This window comes from Amycolatopsis sp. NBC_01480 (assembly GCF_036227205.1).
In the GTDB taxonomy this organism is placed as follows: domain Bacteria; phylum Actinomycetota; class Actinomycetes; order Mycobacteriales; family Pseudonocardiaceae; genus Amycolatopsis.
This window is the reverse complement of record NZ_CP109442.1, coordinates 9,032,312-9,050,573: the sequence shown is the minus strand read 5'-3', so window position 1 is coordinate 9,050,573 and position 18,262 is coordinate 9,032,312. Positions and strand designations below refer to the sequence as shown.

The following is an 18,262-nucleotide window of genomic DNA, read 5'->3' as shown; positions in this document are numbered from 1 at the left end:
GCTTACGTCCGGCCCGGCTCGGCCAGCTCGCGCTCGAGGTCCTCCAGGCTGCGGCCCTTGGTCTCCGGCATCAGCTTCTTCACGAACACGAACGCCAGCCCGGTCATCACGGCGAAGAACAGGAAGTTCAGCCCCGCGCCGAACCGCGCCAGCAGCGGCGGGAAGACCAGCGCGACGGCCAGGTTGAACAGCCAGTTGAGCACCACGCACAGGCCCACCGCCGCCGCGCGGACCCGCAGCGGGAACAGCTCCGGCAGCGCGACCCACTGGACCGGGCCCCAGGACACGGAGAACGACGCGACGTAGACCACGATGCCCGCCAGCGTCAGGCCGAGCAGCAACGGGCCCTTGGCCATCCCGGAGAGGTTGGCCGCGGCCAGCAGGATCATCGCGCCGCACATGCCCAGCGCACCGACCAGCAGCAGCGGCCGCCGCCCGGCGCGGTCGATCAGGCGCATCGCGGGCAGCGTCATCAGCATGTTGACCGCGCCGATGCCGACGTTCGCCAGGATCGCGCCGGAGGAGCCGAAGCCGACGTTGGTCAGCAGCGTCGGGGCGTAGTAGATGATCGTGTTGATCCCGACGAAGTTCTGGAAGAACACCAGCAGCAGGCCGACGGTGAACACCTTCCGCAGCCGGCCGCTGGTGAGCATGCGCAGCCGTAACGGCTCCTCGTTCTCGGCCGCGGCGCGGGCGCCCTCGCGGATGTCGGCCAGCTCCGCCTCGGCGGCGGCCTCGCTGCCGCGCAGCCCGGTGAGCACCTGCTTGGCCCCGGCCTCGTCGTGCTGGGCGACGGCCAGCCAGCGCGGGCTCTCCGGCTGGGTGTAGATCCCGGCCATCAGCAGCACGGCCGGCACCACGCCCAGCCCGATCATCCACCGCCACGCGCCCGCGCCGGACAGCGCGTAATCGGCGAGGTAGGCGACCAGGATGCCGATCGTGACCAGCAGCTGCATCAGCGAGGTGAGCTTGCCGCGGACCTCCTTCGGCGCCAGCTCGGACAGGTACATCGGCACCACCACCGACGCGATGCCGACGCCGATGCCCATCACGAACCGGAACGCCACCAGCAGCGGCGCTCCGCCGGCCAGCGCGGCGCCCAGCGTGCCGACGGTGAACACCGCGCCGGAGGCGAGGATCATCCGGCGCCGGCCCAGCGAGTCGGCCAGCCGCCCGGCCAGTCCCGCGCCCGCCATCGACCCGGCGAGCAGCCCGGACACGACCAGGCCTTGCGCGATCGGGCTGAGCGGGATGTCGCGGCCGATGTAGAGCAGCGCGCCGGAGATCACGCCGGTGTCGTAACCCCAGAGGATCCCGCCGAGCGCGCCGAAGAACCAGATGCCGAAGTTCGATTTCCGGTTCCCGTTCACCTGGTGATCATGGCCCGGTAACGGGACATTCGCCGGATGAGGTGCGGTTTTCCGTGCGGGTCAAGGAAATCACGTGACTTCGGGATCGGGGTGATTCATTCCCGGGATCACTGGGTACCCCGAAGCCATGTGGTTAGCGTTGGGCACCCCGGTGTTCCTGATGGTCGGCGCCGTTCTGATGGAGCGGTTCGAACAGCGCTGTGCCGTTGACCAGCACGGTGCCGGTGAACAGCGCGCCGCCGCACCGGCCAGATCCTGGGCCCGCGTGGCGGAACCCGCTCAGGAGCGGGAACCCCGGCGGCCCTTGGCGGTCGTCGGCGGCGCCGCGGTGTGGAGCTGATCCGCGGACCACAACGGACTTCCTGTTTTTCGTGCTGCGCTTGGGAACGCCGCACGGGCGGCGGGAACGCCGGTGCAGCATCGGCCATGGCCGGTGACGGCCAGGGACGATGGCCGGTGCTGTGCCTGCGGGGACAGGGCCGGGTTTCCTCCGTCGGGGTGAGGGAGCCCGGCCCGTCCGCGTTCCGGGGCGCTCGGGTCGTCCGGTGTCCGCATTGTCCACAATGGCACGCTGGGCGAAGACCTTACCGGGACTTGCTGATCACCTCGTCGGCGAGCCACCGGGCGACGCCGTCCGGGTAGGGCGAGGACAGGCCGAGCACGACGTGCGAGAAGCCGGCGCCGGTCGCCTCGCGGATCGCCGCGCGGGTGGTTTCGGGCTGGTCGTAGGAGACCGGCAGGAAGATCGAGCGGGTGATCTCCGCCGGGTCGCGGCCGATGTCCTCGCAGTAACGGTCCAGCCGGGCGCTGCGGCTGATCGCGTCCTGGATGTCGCCGCCCGGGATGTTCCAGCGGTCGGCGTGCTCGGCGACCACGCGCAACGTCGCGAGCGCGCGTCCGCCGATGACGATCGGCGGGCCGGGCCGCTGGACCGGCTTCGGGTTGGCGAACGCCCCGGTGAGCCGGTGGTGGGTGCCGTCGAAGTCGAACGGCTTGTCCTCGGTCCACAGCCGGCGGATCACGGTGCAGGCCTCGGCGAGGCTTTCCACGGCGTCGGTGGCGTCGTGGTACGGGAGGCCGTGCGCGTCGTACTCGCGCCGGGCCACGGCCAGGCTGGGCCGAGAGCCGGCGCCGATGCCGAACTCGAGCCGCCCGCCGGAGACGATGTCGACGGTCGTGGCGATCTTGGCCAGCATCGCGGGCGGGCGGAACCGGTTGCTGGTGACCATCAGGCCCAGGCGCAGCCGTTCGGTCGAAGCGGCCAGCGCCGAGAGCAGCGTCCAGCCTTCGAAGATCGGCCCGTCCGGGTCGCCGCCGATCGGCATGAGGTGGTCGAACAGCCAGGCGTGCTCGATTTCGGGGATTCCGTCCGCTTCGCGCCAGACGCGCAGCACGTCGGCGTACTCGACCTGCTGAGGGGCGGTCATGAAGCCGAAACTGGGGTGGGACATGGGTTTGCGGTCCTTTCTTCCCGGCACGGCTCAGCGGCGGCGCAAGGCCGGGTCGAGCAGCGCGGGCGGGGTGTCGAACTTCTCGTGCGCGGCCAGGTCGACGCCCGGGGCGACCACGGAGTCGATCGCGTCGAGCACGTCGGCCGGCAGCACGGTGTCGGCGGCGGCGAGCTGGGAGTCCAGGTGGCCCAGGGTGCGCGGGCCGATGATCGCGCTGGTCACACCGGGATGCGCGGTGACGAACCCGAGCGCGAGCTGGATCAGGGTCAGGCCGGCGTCCTCGGCGATCTTGGCCAGCAGCTCGACCGCGTCCAGCTTGGCCCGGTTCGACGGGACGGCGGGGTCGAAGCGGTCCGGCAGGATCGCCGAGCGGTGGGTGGTGACCTCCCGTCCCGCGCGGACGGCGCCGGACAGCCAGCCCGAGGCCAGCGGGCTCCACACCAGCACGCCGAGCCCGTACTCCTCGGTCACCGGCAGCACGTGCGTCTCGATCCCGCGCTGCAGGATGGAGTAACCGGGCTGCTCGGTGACGTACCGGCTCAGGTGGTGCTCGCGGGCGGCCCACTGCGCCTGCACGAGGCGGTACGCGGGGAAGGTCGACGAGCCGAAGTAGCGGATCTTCCCGGCGCGCTGCAGGTCGGTCAGGGCGGAGAGCGTCTCCTCGTCGCTGGTCCTGGGGTCCCACCGGTGGATCTGGTACAGGTCGACGTGGTCGACCCCGAGCCGGCGCAGGCTGTGCTCCAGCTCGGCGACCAGCCAGCGGCGCGAGCTGCCCTGCCGGTTCCGGTCGTCGCCCATCGGGTTGTTCGCCTTCGTGGCCAGCACGAGGTCGTCGCGGCGCCCGGCGATGGCCCGGCCGACCATCTCCTCCGACTCGCCCTGGCTGTACCAGTCGGCGGTGTCGATCAGGTTGATCCCGGCTTCGAGGGCGCCGTCGACGAGGGCGGTGGCCTCCTGCTGGGTGGTGCGGCCGATGGCGCCGAAGTTCATCGCGCCGAGCGCGAGGGTGCTGACCTGCACACCGGTGCGGCCCAAAGTGCGGTACTGCATGAGCGTGGTCCTCCGTGACGGGTTTGGCAGGCGGTCCGCGGCTCTGGCATGATGAGCAAGCGGAACCTTGCTCCGCTAACCATACGGAGCGTTGTTCCGTTTCGCAACTCCCGGTCGTGCGAAACCGGTGGGGAAGGAGTCACGTGGTGAGTGCAGGCGGGGAGCCGGCGGCCCGGTCCAAGCGGTCGGACGCGCGGCGCAACGAGGAGACCCTGCTCGACGCGGCCGCCGCGGTGTTCGTGGCGTCGGGCGTGGAGGCGCCGGTCCGGGACATCGCGGCCAAGGCGGGCGTCGGAATGGGTACGATCTACCGCCACTTCCCGACCCGGGCGGACCTGATCATCGCGGTCTACCGGCACCAGGTCGAAGCGCTCGCCGAGGCCGGCCCGGCTTTGCTCGCGAGCAGCGAAACCGCGCACGCCGCGCTGGCCCGGTGGATCGACCAGTTCGTCGACTTCCTGGTCACCAAACACGGTCTGGCCGCCGTGCTGCGCTCCGACAACGCCGGCTTCGAGACGCTGCACGCGTACTTCCTCGACCGCCTGGTGCCGGTGTGCGGCGAGTTGCTCGACGCCGCGGCCGCGGCCGGTGAGATCCGCTCGGACCTGCACGCGCTGGAAGTCATGCGCGGCGTCGGCAACCTCTGCATCGGCGCCGAGTCCGACTCCCGCTACGACGCGCGCCGTCTCGTCGGCGTGCTCATCGCCGGATTGCGGACGCCTCGCTGACTCGTGAGTGCCTCGCTACGCGTGCCCTGGGTCACCGGCCGTGGTGATGACTGCCGCTACCGTCGTCGTGGGATCCGTCGTCCGGGTCGCCGGGGTCGCTCCAGATGATCACCACGGTGCTCGGGATCGCCGGCGGGGTGCTGGCCGGGGCGCTGGTGGCCGGGGGACTGGTGGCCGGGGTGCCGGTGGGTGCGGGCTGATAGGTCCAGGGCGCCGGCGAGCTGTGTTTCACCAAGGTGCGCGCCGGGATGACGGCACGGGGGCTCGCGGGTCCCGGCGGTGCATTCGTGGTCGTGGTGCCCGGCGCCGGGACCGGCCGGGACTGCGGGGCCTCGGCCGGGTGGCGGTGGGCGAACAGAACGAGGGCCGTCCCCGGTGGTGCGCGAGGACGGCCCTCGTCTGTCCTTTGTGGTCGGTCCGGTTATTCGGCGGCGCCGCTGGTCAGCGTCTGGTACCAGGCGTCCCACGGGTGGTTGGTCGCCGCGTAGTTGGCGGGCGGGGTGGTGGCGAGGTCCGCCGAGTCGAAGTCCCAGCCGCGGACCAGGTGGCCGGACTGGCGGGCCGCGGTGATGAACGCCGACTCCGTCGCGGGGGCTCCGTAGAACAGCGCGTCCGGCTGGAGTTCGGCCGGGTCGCCCTTCTGGTACTCGTCGAAGGCGATCTGCGGGTACTGGACGCGGCCGCCGGTGACGCGGTCGGTGGAGTAGCGCAGGGTCTGCGCGGGCGTGGGGCCGTCGGCGCCGGTGGTCACGGAGACGCGGGCGGCGCCGGAGACGGCGGTGGTGGTGTCGTAGCGGGCGTCGGAGGTCTTGGCGTTTCCGGTCCAGGCCACGGTGCCGCCGGACAGCGCGCCGGTCCACTGCCAGTTCTGCGAGCCGGACTGGCTGCGGTGGATCTCGCGGACGCCGGTGCCGGTGAAGGCGACCGACGGGAGCACGCCGTTGTCGTACTGGTGGCTCGGCGACCAGGTGATCTCGCCGTCCGCGCCGAGCTGCCCGGTGTGGTACCAGAGCGTGGCGGCGGTCTGCGACTGGTGCACCTCGACGATCCGGCCGGCGTCGTCCAGCGCGACGGCCGGGGTCTGGCCGCTGTCGTAACGGCCGTGACGGTTCCAGGTGACCCGGCCGTCGGCCTCGTAGGTCCCGGTCCAGTACCAGAGCGCGCCCGCGCCGTTGTCGTGCAGCTCGACGACCTGGCCGTGCCCGTTCAGCGCGATCGCGGGGTGGTAGCCGACGTCGCGGCGGTACTCCGCGCGCGTGCCGCTGTCGCCCGAGAGCAGCGTGAGTACCTTGCCGCGCAACGAATCCGTGCTCGCGCCGGCCGGATAGTCCTTTGCCGCCAGCAGCCGGCTGCCGAACGCGGACTGGATTTCCTGGTTCACCGCGGTCAGGTTCCCGGCGGCGTACGACGGGTTGTCCGTGAGGTCGTCCTTGAGGTCCAGCATCACGACGATCGGCGCGGCCGCCGGGTGCGCGGCGGACCAGGTGTTCACCACGGCCAGCCAGTCGCGCAGGTTGTTCGACGCCGGGTTGCCCGCGTGGTCCACCAGGTCGCCGGGGCTGCCGTGGCCGATGCCGTAGTCGTGGCTGGTGGCGTAGCCGTTGTCGTGCACGTCGAACTCGATGAAGCGGACGCCGTGGTCGAGCTGGTAGGAGATGGCGCCCTTGGCCCCGTCGACGTTGCCCGAGTAGCTGTTGTGGGTCGCCTTGAACACGGTCGAGGTGAACGGCTGGGCGGCCGACGCGGGTGCCGCGCCGGTGGTGAGCAGGACTGTGCCGGTCAGCATGGCCAGCGCAGTCAGCGCAGGAGAGCGGAGCATGGGGACCCCCGGATCGGGTGGTGGGAAGGCGGGAAAATCGTAGCGATCTTCGCGCGGGCCCGTGGCATCTTCGGGCGATGCCGGACAACACCGTGGAAAACTTTGCCGACCACCTCGGGGGCCTGCTGGGCGCGCTGCCGGGCGTCGAGGCGGTGGCCCTGGGCGGCTCGCGGGCCCAGGGCACGCACCGCCCGGACAGCGACTGGGACGTGTCGGTCTACTACCGGGGCGGGTTCGACCCGGCCGACCTGCGCGCCCTCGATTTCCCGGGCGAGGTCTCGGAAATCGGCGCCTGGGGCGGCGGCGTCTTCAACGGCGGCGCGTGGCTGACGATCGACGGCCGCGCAGTCGACGTCCACTACCGCGAACTGGCGTCGGTGGAGCACGAGCTGGCCGACGCCCGCGCGGGCCGGTTCCACTGGGAGCCGCTCGCCTTCCACCTGGCCGGGATCCCGAGCTACCTGGTGGTCGGAGAGCTGGCGATCAACCGAGTACTGCGCGGCCGCCTGCCCCGCCCGGACTACCCGGCGGCGCTGCGCCGGACGGCGCCGGAATTCTGGCGCGCCGCGGCTGACCGGACGCTGGACTATGCGGAAACCGGCTATGCCGCGCGTGGCCGGCTGACGGAGGCGGCCGCTTCACTCGGGGTCGCCGCGCTGCAGACGGCGCACGCTGTGCTCGCCGCTCGCGGGGAATGGGTGACGAACGAGAAGACGCTGTTGGAGCGCGCCGGTTTGCGCTCACTGGACGACGCTTTGGCCACGCTCGCCGACGACCTTCCTGGCGGCTTCGCTGCGGCGGCGGCCGTGTTGCGGGCCGCCAGGTGACCTTGCCGGGCGAACGCGCTTGGTGACCTTGGCGGGTACGGGTCGTGAGTCCGGTCCGCCACCGGGCGACCCTTGCGCGGGTGACCGGGGCGGTCGTGGGTCCAGCCCGGCGCCGGGCGGTCCTGCCAGGTGGCCCGTGATGCTCGTGGGTCGAGCCCGGCGCCGAGCGATCTTGCCTGGTGGCCAGGCATGCCCGCGAGCCCAGCCCACCGCCAGATGACCTAGCCGCGCGGCCGATCACCGTCGCAAGCCCGGCCCGCCAACGGCCAGCAACGACAGCCCGAACCGTCGGAAATGGCCTGGCAGAGCGCCTCCGGCCGATGACGGAGAGCCACGATCGGGGGAAGTTCGGGCACCCGGCCGCGCGTCGTGACCTCGTTGATGCCGGACCTCCGGCGGTGGGTCAGGGGGACGCGCTAGCGTTGAGGTGGGAGAGGCCAATGAGGCGACGACCCGGACGTCCGAGAGGAGGACCGCCATGACCGAGCTGCCTGCCGGAGCGGGGAAGAAGCCGCTGAACCGCGTGGCGGTCACCCGACGGAGCGTGATCGCGGCGATCTTCGTCGGCGCGGTGGTGACGTATGCGGTCGTCGAGGGGCAGACGTTCACCGAGGCGTTGCGGGGAGTGGCCGAGGCCTCGCCGCAGTGGCTGCTGATCGGGCTGGCCGCCACGGTGGGCTCGATGGTCGCGTTCGCGGTGATGCGCGCGCTGACGCTGGCCGCGGCGGGCTCGCGGGTGTCCGTGCTGCGCAACGTCGCCATCAGTTACGGCGCCGGCGCGGTCCACGCGACGCTCCCGGCCGGCGCGGTCTTCTCCACCACCTACGCCTTCCGGTCCCTGCGCAAACAGGGCGCCTCGTCCTCGGCGATCACCTGGTCGCTGACCATCACGGGGCTGCTTTCGGCGCTCACCCTGGGCGCGGTCGGGCTGGTCGGCGTCGTGTTGAGCGGCGGGGCACTGGGCTCGGCGCCCGGCCTCGCGGTGAAGGTGCTGGCGTCCGTCGCGGTGTTCGCGCTGGTGGTGCGGCTGGTCCGGAAGCCGCAGCCGCTGGTGTGGCTGGGACACCGGGTGCTGGCCTGGTACTACCGGATCCGGCGCCGTCCGGCCGGGGCCGCGCACGCCCGGCTCGACGCGATCGTCGAGGACCTCTACATCATCCGGCCCGCGGGTTACCACTGGATCGGCGCTCTGCTGCTGGCGATCGTCAACTGGGTGCTCGACCTGGCCTGCCTCGCGGCGTGCTGCGCGGCCGTCGGCATGCACGTCGGGCTGCCGGTGCTCCTGCTCACCTACACCGCCGGCATGGCCGCGGGCAGCCTGCTCCCGGTGCCGTCCGGGCTCGGCGCGGTCGAGGCCGCGATGGCCCTTTCGCTGACGGTCTCGGGCGGAGCGGGTTCGGCGCTGGCGAGCGTCCTGCTGTACCGCGTGCTCTCCACCGGCAGCGTCGTGCTGATCGGCTGGATCGTGGTGGCCACCCAGCACTTCCGGCCGCGCGGCCGCGAGGCGGCGCTCGAAGACCAGCCCGGCCGCCACCTCGCCGACGTCTAGAACTTCCGATACGGCCGGAAGAATTCACGCAGCTCCGCGGCGTAGGCCTCGGGCTCCTCGAACGGCGCGAAGTGCCCGCCGCGGGGGTGGTCGGTGACCCGCTGGACGTTCGCGATGCGGTCCAGCCAGGTGCGCGGCGGGAAGGCGATGTCGCCGGGGAACCGCGAAAAGCCGGACGGGACCTCGACGCGGCGGGCGTGCTGCTCGGGCGGGATCGCGCCGTTCGCGTGGTACATGCGCATGGACGAGCCGATGGTGCCGGTCAGCCAGTAGAGCGTGACGTTCGTGAGGATCTCGTCCCGGGTGAAGCTGCGCTCGACGTCACCGTCGCAGTCGCTCCACGCCCGGAGCTTCTCCACGATCCACGCGGCGAGCCCGGCGGGGGAGTCGTTCAGGCCGGTCGCGGCAGTCTGGGGTTTGGTGCGGTGCATGGCGGCGTACGCGCCTTCGTCCCGGCCCCAGGCGGCGGTGCCGGCGAGCCAGTCGCGTTCCTCTGGCGTGAGGTCGGCCGGATCTCCGGTGAAGACGGGCAGTCCGGCGTCCATCCGGTGCACCGCCACGACCCGGTCGGGATGGTCGAGGGCGAGGAACCGGCTGACGCTGCTGCCGATGTCACCGCCCGCCGCGGCGAACCGCGGGTAACCCAGCTCGGTCATCAGCTGCGCCCAGAGCCCGGCGACCGCGATCGAGTCCAGCGGCGCGCCCGCGGGCGGCTCGGAGAAGCCGTAACCGGGCATGTCGGGGACGATCACGTCGAACGCGTCGGCGGGGTCCTCGGGGTCGGTCAGCAGCGGGATCACCTTGCTGTAGCGCCAGAACGAGTCGGGCCAGCCGTGGCTGAGCACCAGCGGCAGCGCGCCCGGGACGGCCGCGCGGGCGTGGACGAAGTGGATCCCGAGGCCGCCGAGCGTGGTGCGGAACCGCGGCAGCCGTGCGAGCGCGGCCTCCTGCGCGGGCCAGTCGAAGCCGTCGGCCCAGTAGGCCACGAGTTCGCGGAGGTAGCCGACGTCGGCGCCGAGCGACCAGCCGGCGTCCGCCGGGGCGTCCGGCCAGCGGGTCAGGCGCAGCCGGGTGCGGAGGTCGTCGAGCACGGCGGGATCGGCCCGCGCGGTGAAGGGTTCGATCATGGGCTCGACGGTAGTCGCGCAGGCTCAGTTCGCGACAGGATTCTCACGGCAGTGGGGCCGAACCGCGGATTTGGCGGCGTCGTCGCGGCCCTCAGCGGTCCGCGTCGGTGATGTCCGCGACGCACCGGAATCCCGTGTTCCCGCTGGAACTGTCCGGGCTGTTGGAGGTGCGGGCGGCGACCCGGTAGCGGTTGCAGTACGACGCGTGGCACAGGTACGAGCCGCCGCGCATCGATCGGTTCGCCTTCGCCCCGTCGAACCAGTCGGCGCACCATTCCCAGACGTTGCCGGAGACGTTGTACAGGCCGAAACCGTTGGGCTGGAAGGCATTGGCGGGCGCGGTGCCGGAGTAGCCGTCCTCGGCGGTGTCGTGCGAGGGGAAGCGGCCCTGCCAGATGTTGCACCGGTGCTGCCCGTCCGGGGTCAGCTCGTCGCCCCACGGGTAGCGCGCCTGGTCCAGGCCGCCGCGGGCCGCGTACTCCCATTCGGCCTCGGTCGGCAGGCGGAGGCCGGCCCAGGCGCAGTAGGCGGTCGCGTCGTTCCAGGACACGTGGACCACGGGGTGATCGGCGCGGTCCGCCACGGAGCTGCCGGGGCCTTCGGGGAAGCGCCAGCTCGCGCCGGACACCCCGCACCACCACGGCGCCGCCGACGGGCGTGGCGAATTCTTGCGCAACGGGCCGGGCAGGAACTTCGCGAACACGTACGTCCAGCCGAACTCCTCGGCCTCCGTGCGGTAGCCGGTGGCGTCGGCGAACGCGGCGAACCGCTCGTTCGTCACGGCGAAGGGGTCGATCGCGAACGGGGCGACGGTGACCTCGCGGACGGGGCCTTCGTGGTCTTCGGGGAAACCGTCCGGGTCGTCGGTGCCCATGCGGAAGGTGGTGCCGGGCAACAGGATCATGCCGTCCGGGGCGGAGGAGCAGGCGGCGGGTGCGGCCGGTACGGCGCGGGCCGGGGGAGTGCCGGAGCGGCTGGGCGGGCAGCAGCTGGACACGGGCTTCGCTCCTCACCGTCAGCCAGGGCGCCGGTCCGGAGTGGACCGGCACGGCGAATGCGGAACGTACCACCCCGGCTGTGCTGACCACCCCGGCTGGGCCGACCGGGACCCCGCGCCGGGCCCCGGTCGGTGGCCGGCGTCAGTTGTAGAAGTGGATATAGCGGAAGTCGCCGACGTTCACGTCGTGGCGGAGGTAGTGCCCGTCGCCGGCCCAGTTGTAGTCCTCGACGGTCGCGGTGCCGCCGTGCACACTGTCCACAATGGCCACGTGGCCGTAGGTGCCGTTGTCGGTCTGCGCGATCGAGCCGGGGGTGGGCGAGTTGTCGACGCGGTAGCCGTTCTGGCTCGCGTTGTCGTCCCAGTACTTGGCGTCGCCGTAGTTCGAGGCGCTCTGGCCGTGCTCGGCGATGTTGAACGCCGCCCACGAGACGCACTCGCGGTTGTACATGTTCCAGTCGTCGACGACCGAGTCCTGCGGGATGTCGCGCACTTCGACGGGTAGGTGTCGCCGATGGTGTCCTGCGAGGCCGACGGCGCGAGGGTGCCGAACTGGGCCGCCATCGACAGTGGTCTGGCCGGCGCGGCGGTGGCGGTCGCGGTGCCGGTGGCGACGAGCACGGCAGCGGCGGCGACGGTGGTCAGGGCCCGGGTGAGACGGCGCATGGCGGGTGCCTTTCTGCGACGGGGACTGGCGAAGTGCCGCGGAACGTAACCGCGGGCGCACGCCGCGTACCAGGAGGAAGTGGACAGAAGCACTGACGCAGGCCGAATCCGCAGGTCGGCGCGCGCTGTCCACAGAATTGCGTCACCACTCCCACCGGGGCCCGCAGAGGCCGGGGCGCACGTCGCGGGCGGCGAACGTGACCGCGTGCGTGCTGCCGATCCGCAGCGGCGCGCCGGGGTGCCGGGGGCCGGACAGCCCGCGCTGCTCGTAGGCGCGCACGCGCCGCGGCACGTTCAGCCCGAACTGGACCTGGCACACGTACTCGGGCACCGGCCGGGTGAACCGCCGGTGGTAGTGGTCGATCCGCTCTCCGGGCGGGAACACGATCTCGTACTCCACGGCCGTCACCTCACCCGCCGCGAGCACGCGGTCGAGGTGCAGCTCGCCGACGGTCATGCCGGTGGCGCGGTCGACGCGCACCCGGCCGGTCCGCGCGAACCGCACGCCCTGGTACCGCGGCTCGCCGGGCAGCGGGTGATCGGACTGGTGGTAGGTCATCAGCCGGTCGACGCCGTCCATCGTGGCCTCGGCGACCAGGTGCACCTGCAGCGCGCGCTCGCTGCCTTCCTCGTCGACGAGCACGCGGTCGTGGATCGACCAGAACGCGAGCTGGCCGTCCGGCGGCGGCTTCAGCTCGGCCGAGAACGGGCGCAGCTCGGGCCAGAGCCGGCGGCGCTCGACGCGGTCCGCGGGCCGGCCGAGCCACCGCCCGCGCGGCGCCCGCGGGCCGAGCTGCGAGGTCAGCGTGCCGGGGGACAGGCTGAGCACGGCTTCCAGGTGCGTCACGGCTTCCAGCGAAGTGGACCGTTCCGGCTGCGAGCGCCCGCGGCGCCAGTAGGACAGGGCCGAGCGCGACAGCGTCACCCCGCGCGTGGCGAGGTGGTGCCGGAGCCGGTCGAGCGAGAGCCCGGACTCCTCGATCGCGGCGTCCAGCGTGACCGCGAACGATGCGGGGTGGGACGGGGGCACCGGCCCATCATGATCACTCGCGCGGGGGCTGGGGAACCGACGAAAGTCCTGCTCCGCGGCGCGCGCGGTGGTCCGGCGAGCGGGGAAGTCCCGTGGTCTCAACCTTCCGGGGGCCCGGACCGTCCATGATGGGGGACATCCGTCACCGGAGAAACTGGGGAAGTACGTGCCATCGATCGACGCCGGCGAACCGCTGCGCGCGGCGCGCAAGCCACTCGAGCAGCGAAAACCCGTTCAGCGCAAGGGGTTCCTGAATACCTACGGCTGGCGGGTGTACGCCTTGCCGGTGCTGGCGGTGGTCACGGTCCTGGTCGTGGTCCAGTCCGCGACGGCCCCGGCGCCGTCGGCCGAATCGGCGCAGACCGCGCAGTCGGAGGCGGCTCCGGCACAGGCCGGCGGCCCGGTCACGGCGTCGGCCGGTATCCCGGAGAACCCGGCCGCCCCGGTGGACCTGAACGGGGAGACCGCGGTCCTGCCGAACGGCGGCGACTTCACCGAGTCCGGCAGCGGGAACTGGCACGTCGTGCCCGGCTCCGGGGACAAGGTCGGCACCGGGCGGCTCTACCGCTACACCGTCGAGGTCGAGGACGGCATCGACCCGTCGAGCTACGCCGGCGACGACAGCTTCGCGAGCGCCGTGCAGGGCATCCTGTCGGACGCCAAGAGCTGGACTGCCGACGGGAAGCTCGCGCTGCAACGGGTGGACGGCGTCTCGGCGCGCCCGGACTTCCGGGTCAGCCTGACCACGCCGAGCACCACGCACCGCCCGGACACCTGCGGGTTCTCCATCACCTACGAGGCGTCCTGCTTCCGCAGCAGCAAGCACCGCGTGCTGATCAACCTGGCCCGCTGGGTCCGCGGCGCGAAGGCTTACGGCCCGAACCTGAGCGGCTACCGGGTGTACGCGATCAACCACGAGGTCGGCCACGCGCTGGGCCATTCCCACGTCGGCTGCGGCGGCAACGGCCAACCCGCGCCGGTGATGATGCAACAGTCATTCGGCGTCTCGGACGACTACGTGGCCCGGCTCAACGACGTCCCGGGCGGCGACCGCGGCGCGGTGCCGGCCGACCACCTGACTTGCGTGCCGAACGAGTGGCCGTTCCCGGACGGGCACTGATCACGCGAGTTGAATGTATAACGACATATACAGCCACTCATCGGTGCGCTGGGGCATCGCGACGGTCACCTCGGCCAGCCGGGCCGGGTCGGCAATGACGTCGTAGGCCGTGACCCGGCCGTCGGTCACGGTGATGCGGAGGACGGCGGTGAGGTGGCCCGCGGGGGCGAGGATCAGGCCGGGGCGTCCGTCGATGAGGGCGAGTTCGGCCAACGCGGCCCGGGCGCTGAAGAACTGCGTGCCGCGGGCGACGGCGTCCGCGCCGCGCAGGACCGGCGGAGCGCCCGTGGGCAGGGCGGCCGGATCGGCGTGCCGGACGACGTCCGGGGCCAGCACTCGCAGCAGTTCGGCCAGGTCGCCGCCGCGGGCCGCGGCGAGGAAGGCCTCGACCACTTGCGCGTGCCGGGTCAGCTCGGCCTCCGGAAGCGCAGGAGTGCCACGCACCCGTAGCCGGGCCCGGCTGGCCAGCTTCTTCGCCGCGACGGGGGTGCGGTCCACGATCGGCGCGATGACGTCGAACGGCACCGCGAACAGGTCGTGCAGCACGAAGGCGACCCGTTCGGCGGGGCTCAGGGTGGCCAGCACGACCAGCAGCGCGCGGCCGACCTCGCCTGCGCGCACGACCTCGTCCTCCGGCCCGGCCTGGACGCCGTGCTCCGGCACCTGCTCGACGGGCGTTTCGCGGCGGGCACGCAAGACGTCGAGGCACACCCGCGAGACGACCGTGGTCAGCCAAGCGGCGAGGTTCGCGATACCGGCGGTCTCCGGGACGTCGGCAGCTCCGACACCCAAGGGTTGCCGGGCGAGCCGCAGCCACGCCTCTTGAACCGCGTCCTCGGCTTCGGCCGCGGACCCCAGCAGCCGCTGGGCGAGCGCGCGCAACCGCGGCCGTTCCGCCTCGAACCGCAGCGCCACGGTGTTGTCCTCGGGCATCGGTCACCTTTCCTCGTCCTGCTTCGTCGGGTTCGGCAGGGAGACCGGACCACCGACGACAGCAACGAAAAGGGGAACCGAACCGGATGACCGACATGCTAACCGAGGCGCCGCTGCTGCACCTCGACTCCAGTGCCGACGGGGCCGAGTCCGTGAGCCGGCGGCTGACCGCGCTGTTCGCGGCGGCCTGGCGCGGGCCGGTGCGACGCCGTGACCTCGCCGAGGAGCCGGTGCCGCTGATCCGCGCGCCGTACGCGACGCTCGGCCGTCGCGTGGAGCGGCACGGGGCGATCGCGCTCGACGACGTCGCCGGGCTGGCCGCCGACGAAGCCGAGCTGCGCGAATGGGCGCTGACCCGCCCGTTGATCGATCAGCTCCGCGACGCGCACACGGTCCTGCTGGGCCTGCCGATGTACAACTTCACCGTGCCGGCCTCGCTGAAGGCGTGGATCGACCGGGTTACGTTCCCGGGCGCCTTCACCGGCCCGGCGAACGGGGAGCGGGTGCTGCGCGACACGAACTTCGTGCTGGTCGCCGCCCGCGGCGGGGGTTACGGCCCCGGCACCCCGCGCGAGGCCTTCGACTTCCAGCTGCCGTACCTGCGTGCGTACCTGACGAACCTCGGGGTGACGCCGGAGCGGCTTTCGGTGGTGAAGGCGGAGCTGACGCGCGTACGCGAGAACCCCGCGCTCGCAGGCATGGAAGCCCTCGCCGCGGAGTCGCTCGCCACAGCGGCCGCGGAGGTGACCGAGCTGGCCGGAAAGCTCCAGGCGGACACCTGACCGCCCGTCCGTCAAGGACTCCTTACCCGCGTCGGACGCAGGCAAGGAGTCCTTGACGGACAACGCGGCAACGCTAAGTCAGATCCGAACACGCTTTCGCGTCCGGATCCTTGGCCCCGCCGGGCGACCACCGCACATTCGCGAACGAGGCTGAGAACGCGCCGTCGGTGTAGACCAGGAACGGGGTGTTGACGTTCTGGAAGTCCAGCCCGTTCGCGAAGCACGACAGCGGGATCTTCACCGTCGCCTTCTGACCCGTGGGCAGGTCCGTGAACAGCTTGGTGGCGTTGACTTCCGAGAAGCACGGGTAGACGCAGTGCATGCTCACCACCGTGCGGTTCACCGGTGGCGAGTTCACGATCACGTCGAACTCCAGCGCCGAATCCGCGTTCAGGTAACTCCGCAGATCGTTGGTGCCACTGGGGTTCTGTGAGTACAGCTGCGCCGCCCCGGTGCCGGTCCACGTCGCCTTCAGGCCGTCCGCCTGCACGTTGACGTCGGCCGGGACCACGTTGATCTCCGAGTGCGCGGCGGTGCCGTCCGGGCCGATCTCGGTGCCGCCCCAGTTCTCCGCCGAGCCGATGAAGCTCTTGTACGGGGCCACATCCGTGCGGTCGAAGATCGGCAGGTCCTCGGTCGCGGTGCCGCCGCCCCCGGTGGACCCGCAGGTGGCCGGGCCCGCGGTCTCGTCGAGCGTGCCGACGGTGGCGTGCTGCCCGGTCTTGAGGCCGTAGCCGAGCGGGAACAGCGGATCGTAGTTCGGGCTCCACGGGTTCAGCGGCGTCTGGCAGGCGCTCTTCGGCCAGGAGTACGACAGCTTGCCCTGGAACCCGGTGCCGTCCTTGCCCTTGACCAGCATGTCCGCCACGCCGCCGCCCTCGGTGCCGGGCAGCCAGGCCTCGACGAACGCGTCGGACCGGTTGAGCTCCTTGTTCACGTACAGCGGGCGGCCGCTGACGTAGACCGTGACGACCGGGGTGCCCTTGCCGCTGACCTTGTCCAGCGTCGCCAGGTCCTCGGGGTAGAGCTTCGCCGCCTCCAGCGTCTTGCGCTGCAGATCGCCGACACCCTCGGCGTACGGCGTCTCACCGATCACCGCGATGACCGCGTCGTAACCCTTCGGGTCCACGGTGCCGGTGGGGTCGAAGGTGACGTTCGCGGCGCCGAGGTCCTGCTGCAGCCCACCGAGGATCGACGTGGCGTTGGGGAAGTCGGCGTTGGTGTTTCCGGTGCCCTGCCACGACAGCGTCCAGCCGCCGGTCTGGTTCGAGATGCTGTCGGCGCTCTTGCCGACCACCAGCACCTTCGACTTCGGCTTCAGCGGCAGCACGTTGTTGTTGTTCTTCAACAGGGTCTGCGATTCGCGCACGGCGTCGCGGGCGAGCCAGTTGTCCTTCAGCGCCTCGCCGGAGTTGGCGTACGAGCGGTCCGAGGGCTTCTGCTCGTCCAGGATCCCGGCGCGCAGCTTCACCCGCAGGACGCGGGTGACCGCGTCGTCGATGCGCGACTGGGCGATCTCGCCGTCGCGGACCTGGGCGACGGTGTTGGTGATGAACGCCTTCCAGTCGTTCGGGACCATCACCAGGTCGATGCCGGCGTTGATCGCGCGCGGGCAGCTGGCGTTGGTGCAGCCGGTGACCTGGCCGATGCCGTTCCAGTCGGACACGACCAGGCCGTCGAAGCCCATCTTGCCCTTGAGGATCTGGTTCAGCGCCTTGTCGCTGCCGTGGATCTTGCCCTCGTTGATGCCGAGGTCGGGGTTGGTCCAGCTGTTGAACGACGCCATCACGGTCTGGCTGCCGGCGGCGAGCGCGCCGTAGTAGCCCTGGCCGTGGATGTTGATCATGTCGGCCTCGGACGAGGCGTTGACGCCCTGGTCCTGGCCGTTGGTGGTGCCGCCGTCGCCGATGAAGTGCTTGGCGGTGGCGATCACGCCGTTGTAGCCGATGCGCTTGGTCGCGCCGTCCTGCAGGCCGTTGATGGCCTCGTACCCGTAGGCGCGGGTGATGCGCGGGTCCTCGGAGAAGCCCTCGTAGGTGCGGCCCCAGCGGTCGTCCTGGACCACGGCCAGCGTCGGCGCGAACGCCCAGTCCTGCCCGGTCGCGCGGATCTGGCGGGCGGTCGCGTTCTCGACGTCGCGGACCAGGCACGAGTCGTGGGCCGCGCCGAGCGCGATGTTCTGCGGGAAGACGGTGGCGCCGTAGACGTTGTTGTTGCCGTGCACCGCGTCGATGCCCCAGATCACCGGGATCCGGGTGCGGGTGGACTTCGAGGCGGTCCAGTAGGCGTCGGCCAGGTTCAGCCAGTCCTGCTGGGTGGCGTGCTTGTTGGCGCCCGGCCACGAGCCGCCGCCGTTGAGCACCGAGCCGATGGCGTACTGCTTCACCTCGTCCGGCGTGATCGCGGAGATCTCGGGCTGCGTCATCTGCCCGACCTTCTCCTCCAGCGTCATGCCGGCGACGATCTGGGCGATGCGCTGCTCGTCCTTGGGGTTCTTGGCGATCTGGCTGTCGACCTTCGGCCAGTCCGAAAGCGTCGGCAGATTCTGTTCGATGCGGGCGCAGCCGTTCTTGTCGAGGGCGGGCGCCCCGACCTCGGGCTGCGCGGCGGGGGCGGGTGCCGTCACGGGGGCGGGCGCCGCGTGGGCGACACCGCCGAGCAGCGTGAGGCTGGCGAGTGCGGCGAATGTGGTCCGGCGAGCCCGGGACCACCCGGGGGATCTTCTGGCCATCTACAGTCCGTTCTGAAGAGGCGGCGAGCGGGCCCGGGAGGGCCCAGGCGATCCTGACCGGACAAAGCGGAAGCCGTCAATA

Annotated in this window: 16 protein-coding genes; 6 read left to right on the top strand and 10 right to left on the bottom strand. The window is 71.7% G+C overall.

The window, feature by feature from the left end:
• Positions 1-2: 2 nt before the first annotated feature.
• A complete protein-coding gene (locus OG371_RS42075) occupies positions 3-1,370 on the bottom strand; it encodes a sugar porter family MFS transporter (RefSeq protein WP_329062480.1) in 1,368 nt (455 codons plus the stop codon).
• Between the two features lie 127 nt (positions 1,371-1,497).
• Here OG371_RS42075 and OG371_RS42070 point away from each other — a divergent pair, with 127 nt between their 5' ends.
• Positions 1,498-1,710, top strand: a complete 213-nt coding sequence (locus tag OG371_RS42070) for a hypothetical protein (protein WP_329062478.1) — start codon at positions 1,498-1,500, stop codon at positions 1,708-1,710.
• A 244-nt stretch (positions 1,711-1,954) separates the two neighbouring features.
• Here the strand turns inward: OG371_RS42070 and OG371_RS42065 are convergent, their stop codons facing one another.
• On the bottom strand, positions 1,955-2,797 hold the full coding sequence (locus tag OG371_RS42065; RefSeq protein WP_329062476.1) for an LLM class flavin-dependent oxidoreductase: 843 nt from the start codon (positions 2,795-2,797) through the stop codon (positions 1,955-1,957).
• Between the two features lie 54 nt (positions 2,798-2,851).
• Complete coding sequence (locus OG371_RS42060) at positions 2,852-3,871, bottom strand: aldo/keto reductase (RefSeq protein WP_329062474.1); 1,020 nt, start codon at positions 3,869-3,871, stop codon at positions 2,852-2,854.
• 146 nt (positions 3,872-4,017) lie between these two features.
• Here OG371_RS42060 and OG371_RS42055 point away from each other — a divergent pair, with 146 nt between their 5' ends.
• Positions 4,018-4,599 carry a TetR/AcrR family transcriptional regulator gene (locus OG371_RS42055; RefSeq protein ID WP_329062472.1) on the top strand — a complete coding sequence of 194 codons (582 nt, stop codon included), beginning with the start codon at positions 4,018-4,020 and terminating at the stop codon, positions 4,597-4,599.
• Positions 4,600-5,020: 421 nt separating this feature from the next.
• Here OG371_RS42055 and OG371_RS42050 read toward each other — a convergent pair whose 3' ends face one another.
• A complete protein-coding gene (locus tag OG371_RS42050; protein WP_329062470.1) occupies positions 5,021-6,418 on the bottom strand; it encodes a hypothetical protein in 1,398 nt (465 codons plus the stop codon).
• A gap of 77 nt (positions 6,419-6,495) precedes the next feature.
• Between OG371_RS42050 and OG371_RS42045 the strand changes: the two genes are divergently transcribed.
• Both OG371_RS42045 and OG371_RS42040 read left to right on the top strand, forming a co-directional pair.
• The gene (locus OG371_RS42045; protein ID WP_329062468.1) at positions 6,496-7,245 is read left to right on the top strand and encodes a nucleotidyltransferase domain-containing protein; all 750 of its coding nucleotides are present in this window, start codon (positions 6,496-6,498) and stop codon (positions 7,243-7,245) included.
• 478 nt (positions 7,246-7,723) lie between these two features.
• Entirely contained in the window at positions 7,724-8,794 is a 1,071-nt protein-coding gene (locus tag OG371_RS42040; protein WP_329062466.1) for a lysylphosphatidylglycerol synthase transmembrane domain-containing protein, read from the top strand.
• Here the strand turns inward: OG371_RS42040 and OG371_RS42035 are convergent.
• From OG371_RS42035 to OG371_RS42020, 4 genes are all read right to left on the bottom strand, one after another.
• Positions 8,791-9,921 carry an epoxide hydrolase family protein gene (locus tag OG371_RS42035; RefSeq protein ID WP_329062464.1) on the bottom strand — a complete coding sequence of 377 codons (1,131 nt, stop codon included), beginning with the start codon at positions 9,919-9,921 and terminating at the stop codon, positions 8,791-8,793. The two genes, OG371_RS42040 and OG371_RS42035, sit on opposite strands and share 4 nt — an antisense overlap.
• Positions 9,922-10,012: 91 nt before the next feature.
• Entirely contained in the window at positions 10,013-10,825 is an 813-nt protein-coding gene (locus OG371_RS42030) for a formylglycine-generating enzyme family protein (RefSeq protein ID WP_442876209.1), read from the bottom strand.
• A 235-nt stretch (positions 10,826-11,060) separates the two neighbouring features.
• Complete coding sequence (locus OG371_RS42025; protein WP_329062460.1) at positions 11,061-11,411, bottom strand: CHAP domain-containing protein; 351 nt, start codon at positions 11,409-11,411, stop codon at positions 11,061-11,063.
• A gap of 315 nt (positions 11,412-11,726) precedes the next feature.
• Positions 11,727-12,614, bottom strand: a complete 888-nt coding sequence (locus OG371_RS42020) for an XRE family transcriptional regulator (protein ID WP_329062458.1) — start codon at positions 12,612-12,614, stop codon at positions 11,727-11,729.
• Between the two features lie 166 nt (positions 12,615-12,780).
• On the opposite strand from OG371_RS42020, the gene OG371_RS42015 reads away from it, so the two are divergent.
• Positions 12,781-13,734, top strand: coding sequence for a DUF3152 domain-containing protein (locus OG371_RS42015; protein ID WP_329062456.1), 954 nt, complete (start codon positions 12,781-12,783; stop codon positions 13,732-13,734).
• On the opposite strand, the gene OG371_RS42010 is transcribed toward OG371_RS42015, so the two are convergent.
• Positions 13,735-14,667, bottom strand: coding sequence for a sigma-70 family RNA polymerase sigma factor (locus tag OG371_RS42010; RefSeq protein WP_329062454.1), 933 nt, complete (start codon positions 14,665-14,667; stop codon positions 13,735-13,737).
• A gap of 86 nt (positions 14,668-14,753) precedes the next feature.
• Here OG371_RS42010 and OG371_RS42005 point away from each other — a divergent pair, with 86 nt between their 5' ends.
• The gene (locus OG371_RS42005; RefSeq protein ID WP_329062452.1) at positions 14,754-15,449 is read left to right on the top strand and encodes an FMN-dependent NADH-azoreductase; all 696 of its coding nucleotides are present in this window, start codon (positions 14,754-14,756) and stop codon (positions 15,447-15,449) included.
• Between the two features lie 73 nt (positions 15,450-15,522).
• Here OG371_RS42005 and OG371_RS42000 read toward each other — a convergent pair whose 3' ends face one another.
• Positions 15,523-18,180 carry a glycoside hydrolase family 3 protein gene (locus OG371_RS42000; protein WP_329062449.1) on the bottom strand — a complete coding sequence of 886 codons (2,658 nt, stop codon included), beginning with the start codon at positions 18,178-18,180 and terminating at the stop codon, positions 15,523-15,525.
• Between the last annotated feature and the right edge of the window lie 82 nt (positions 18,181-18,262).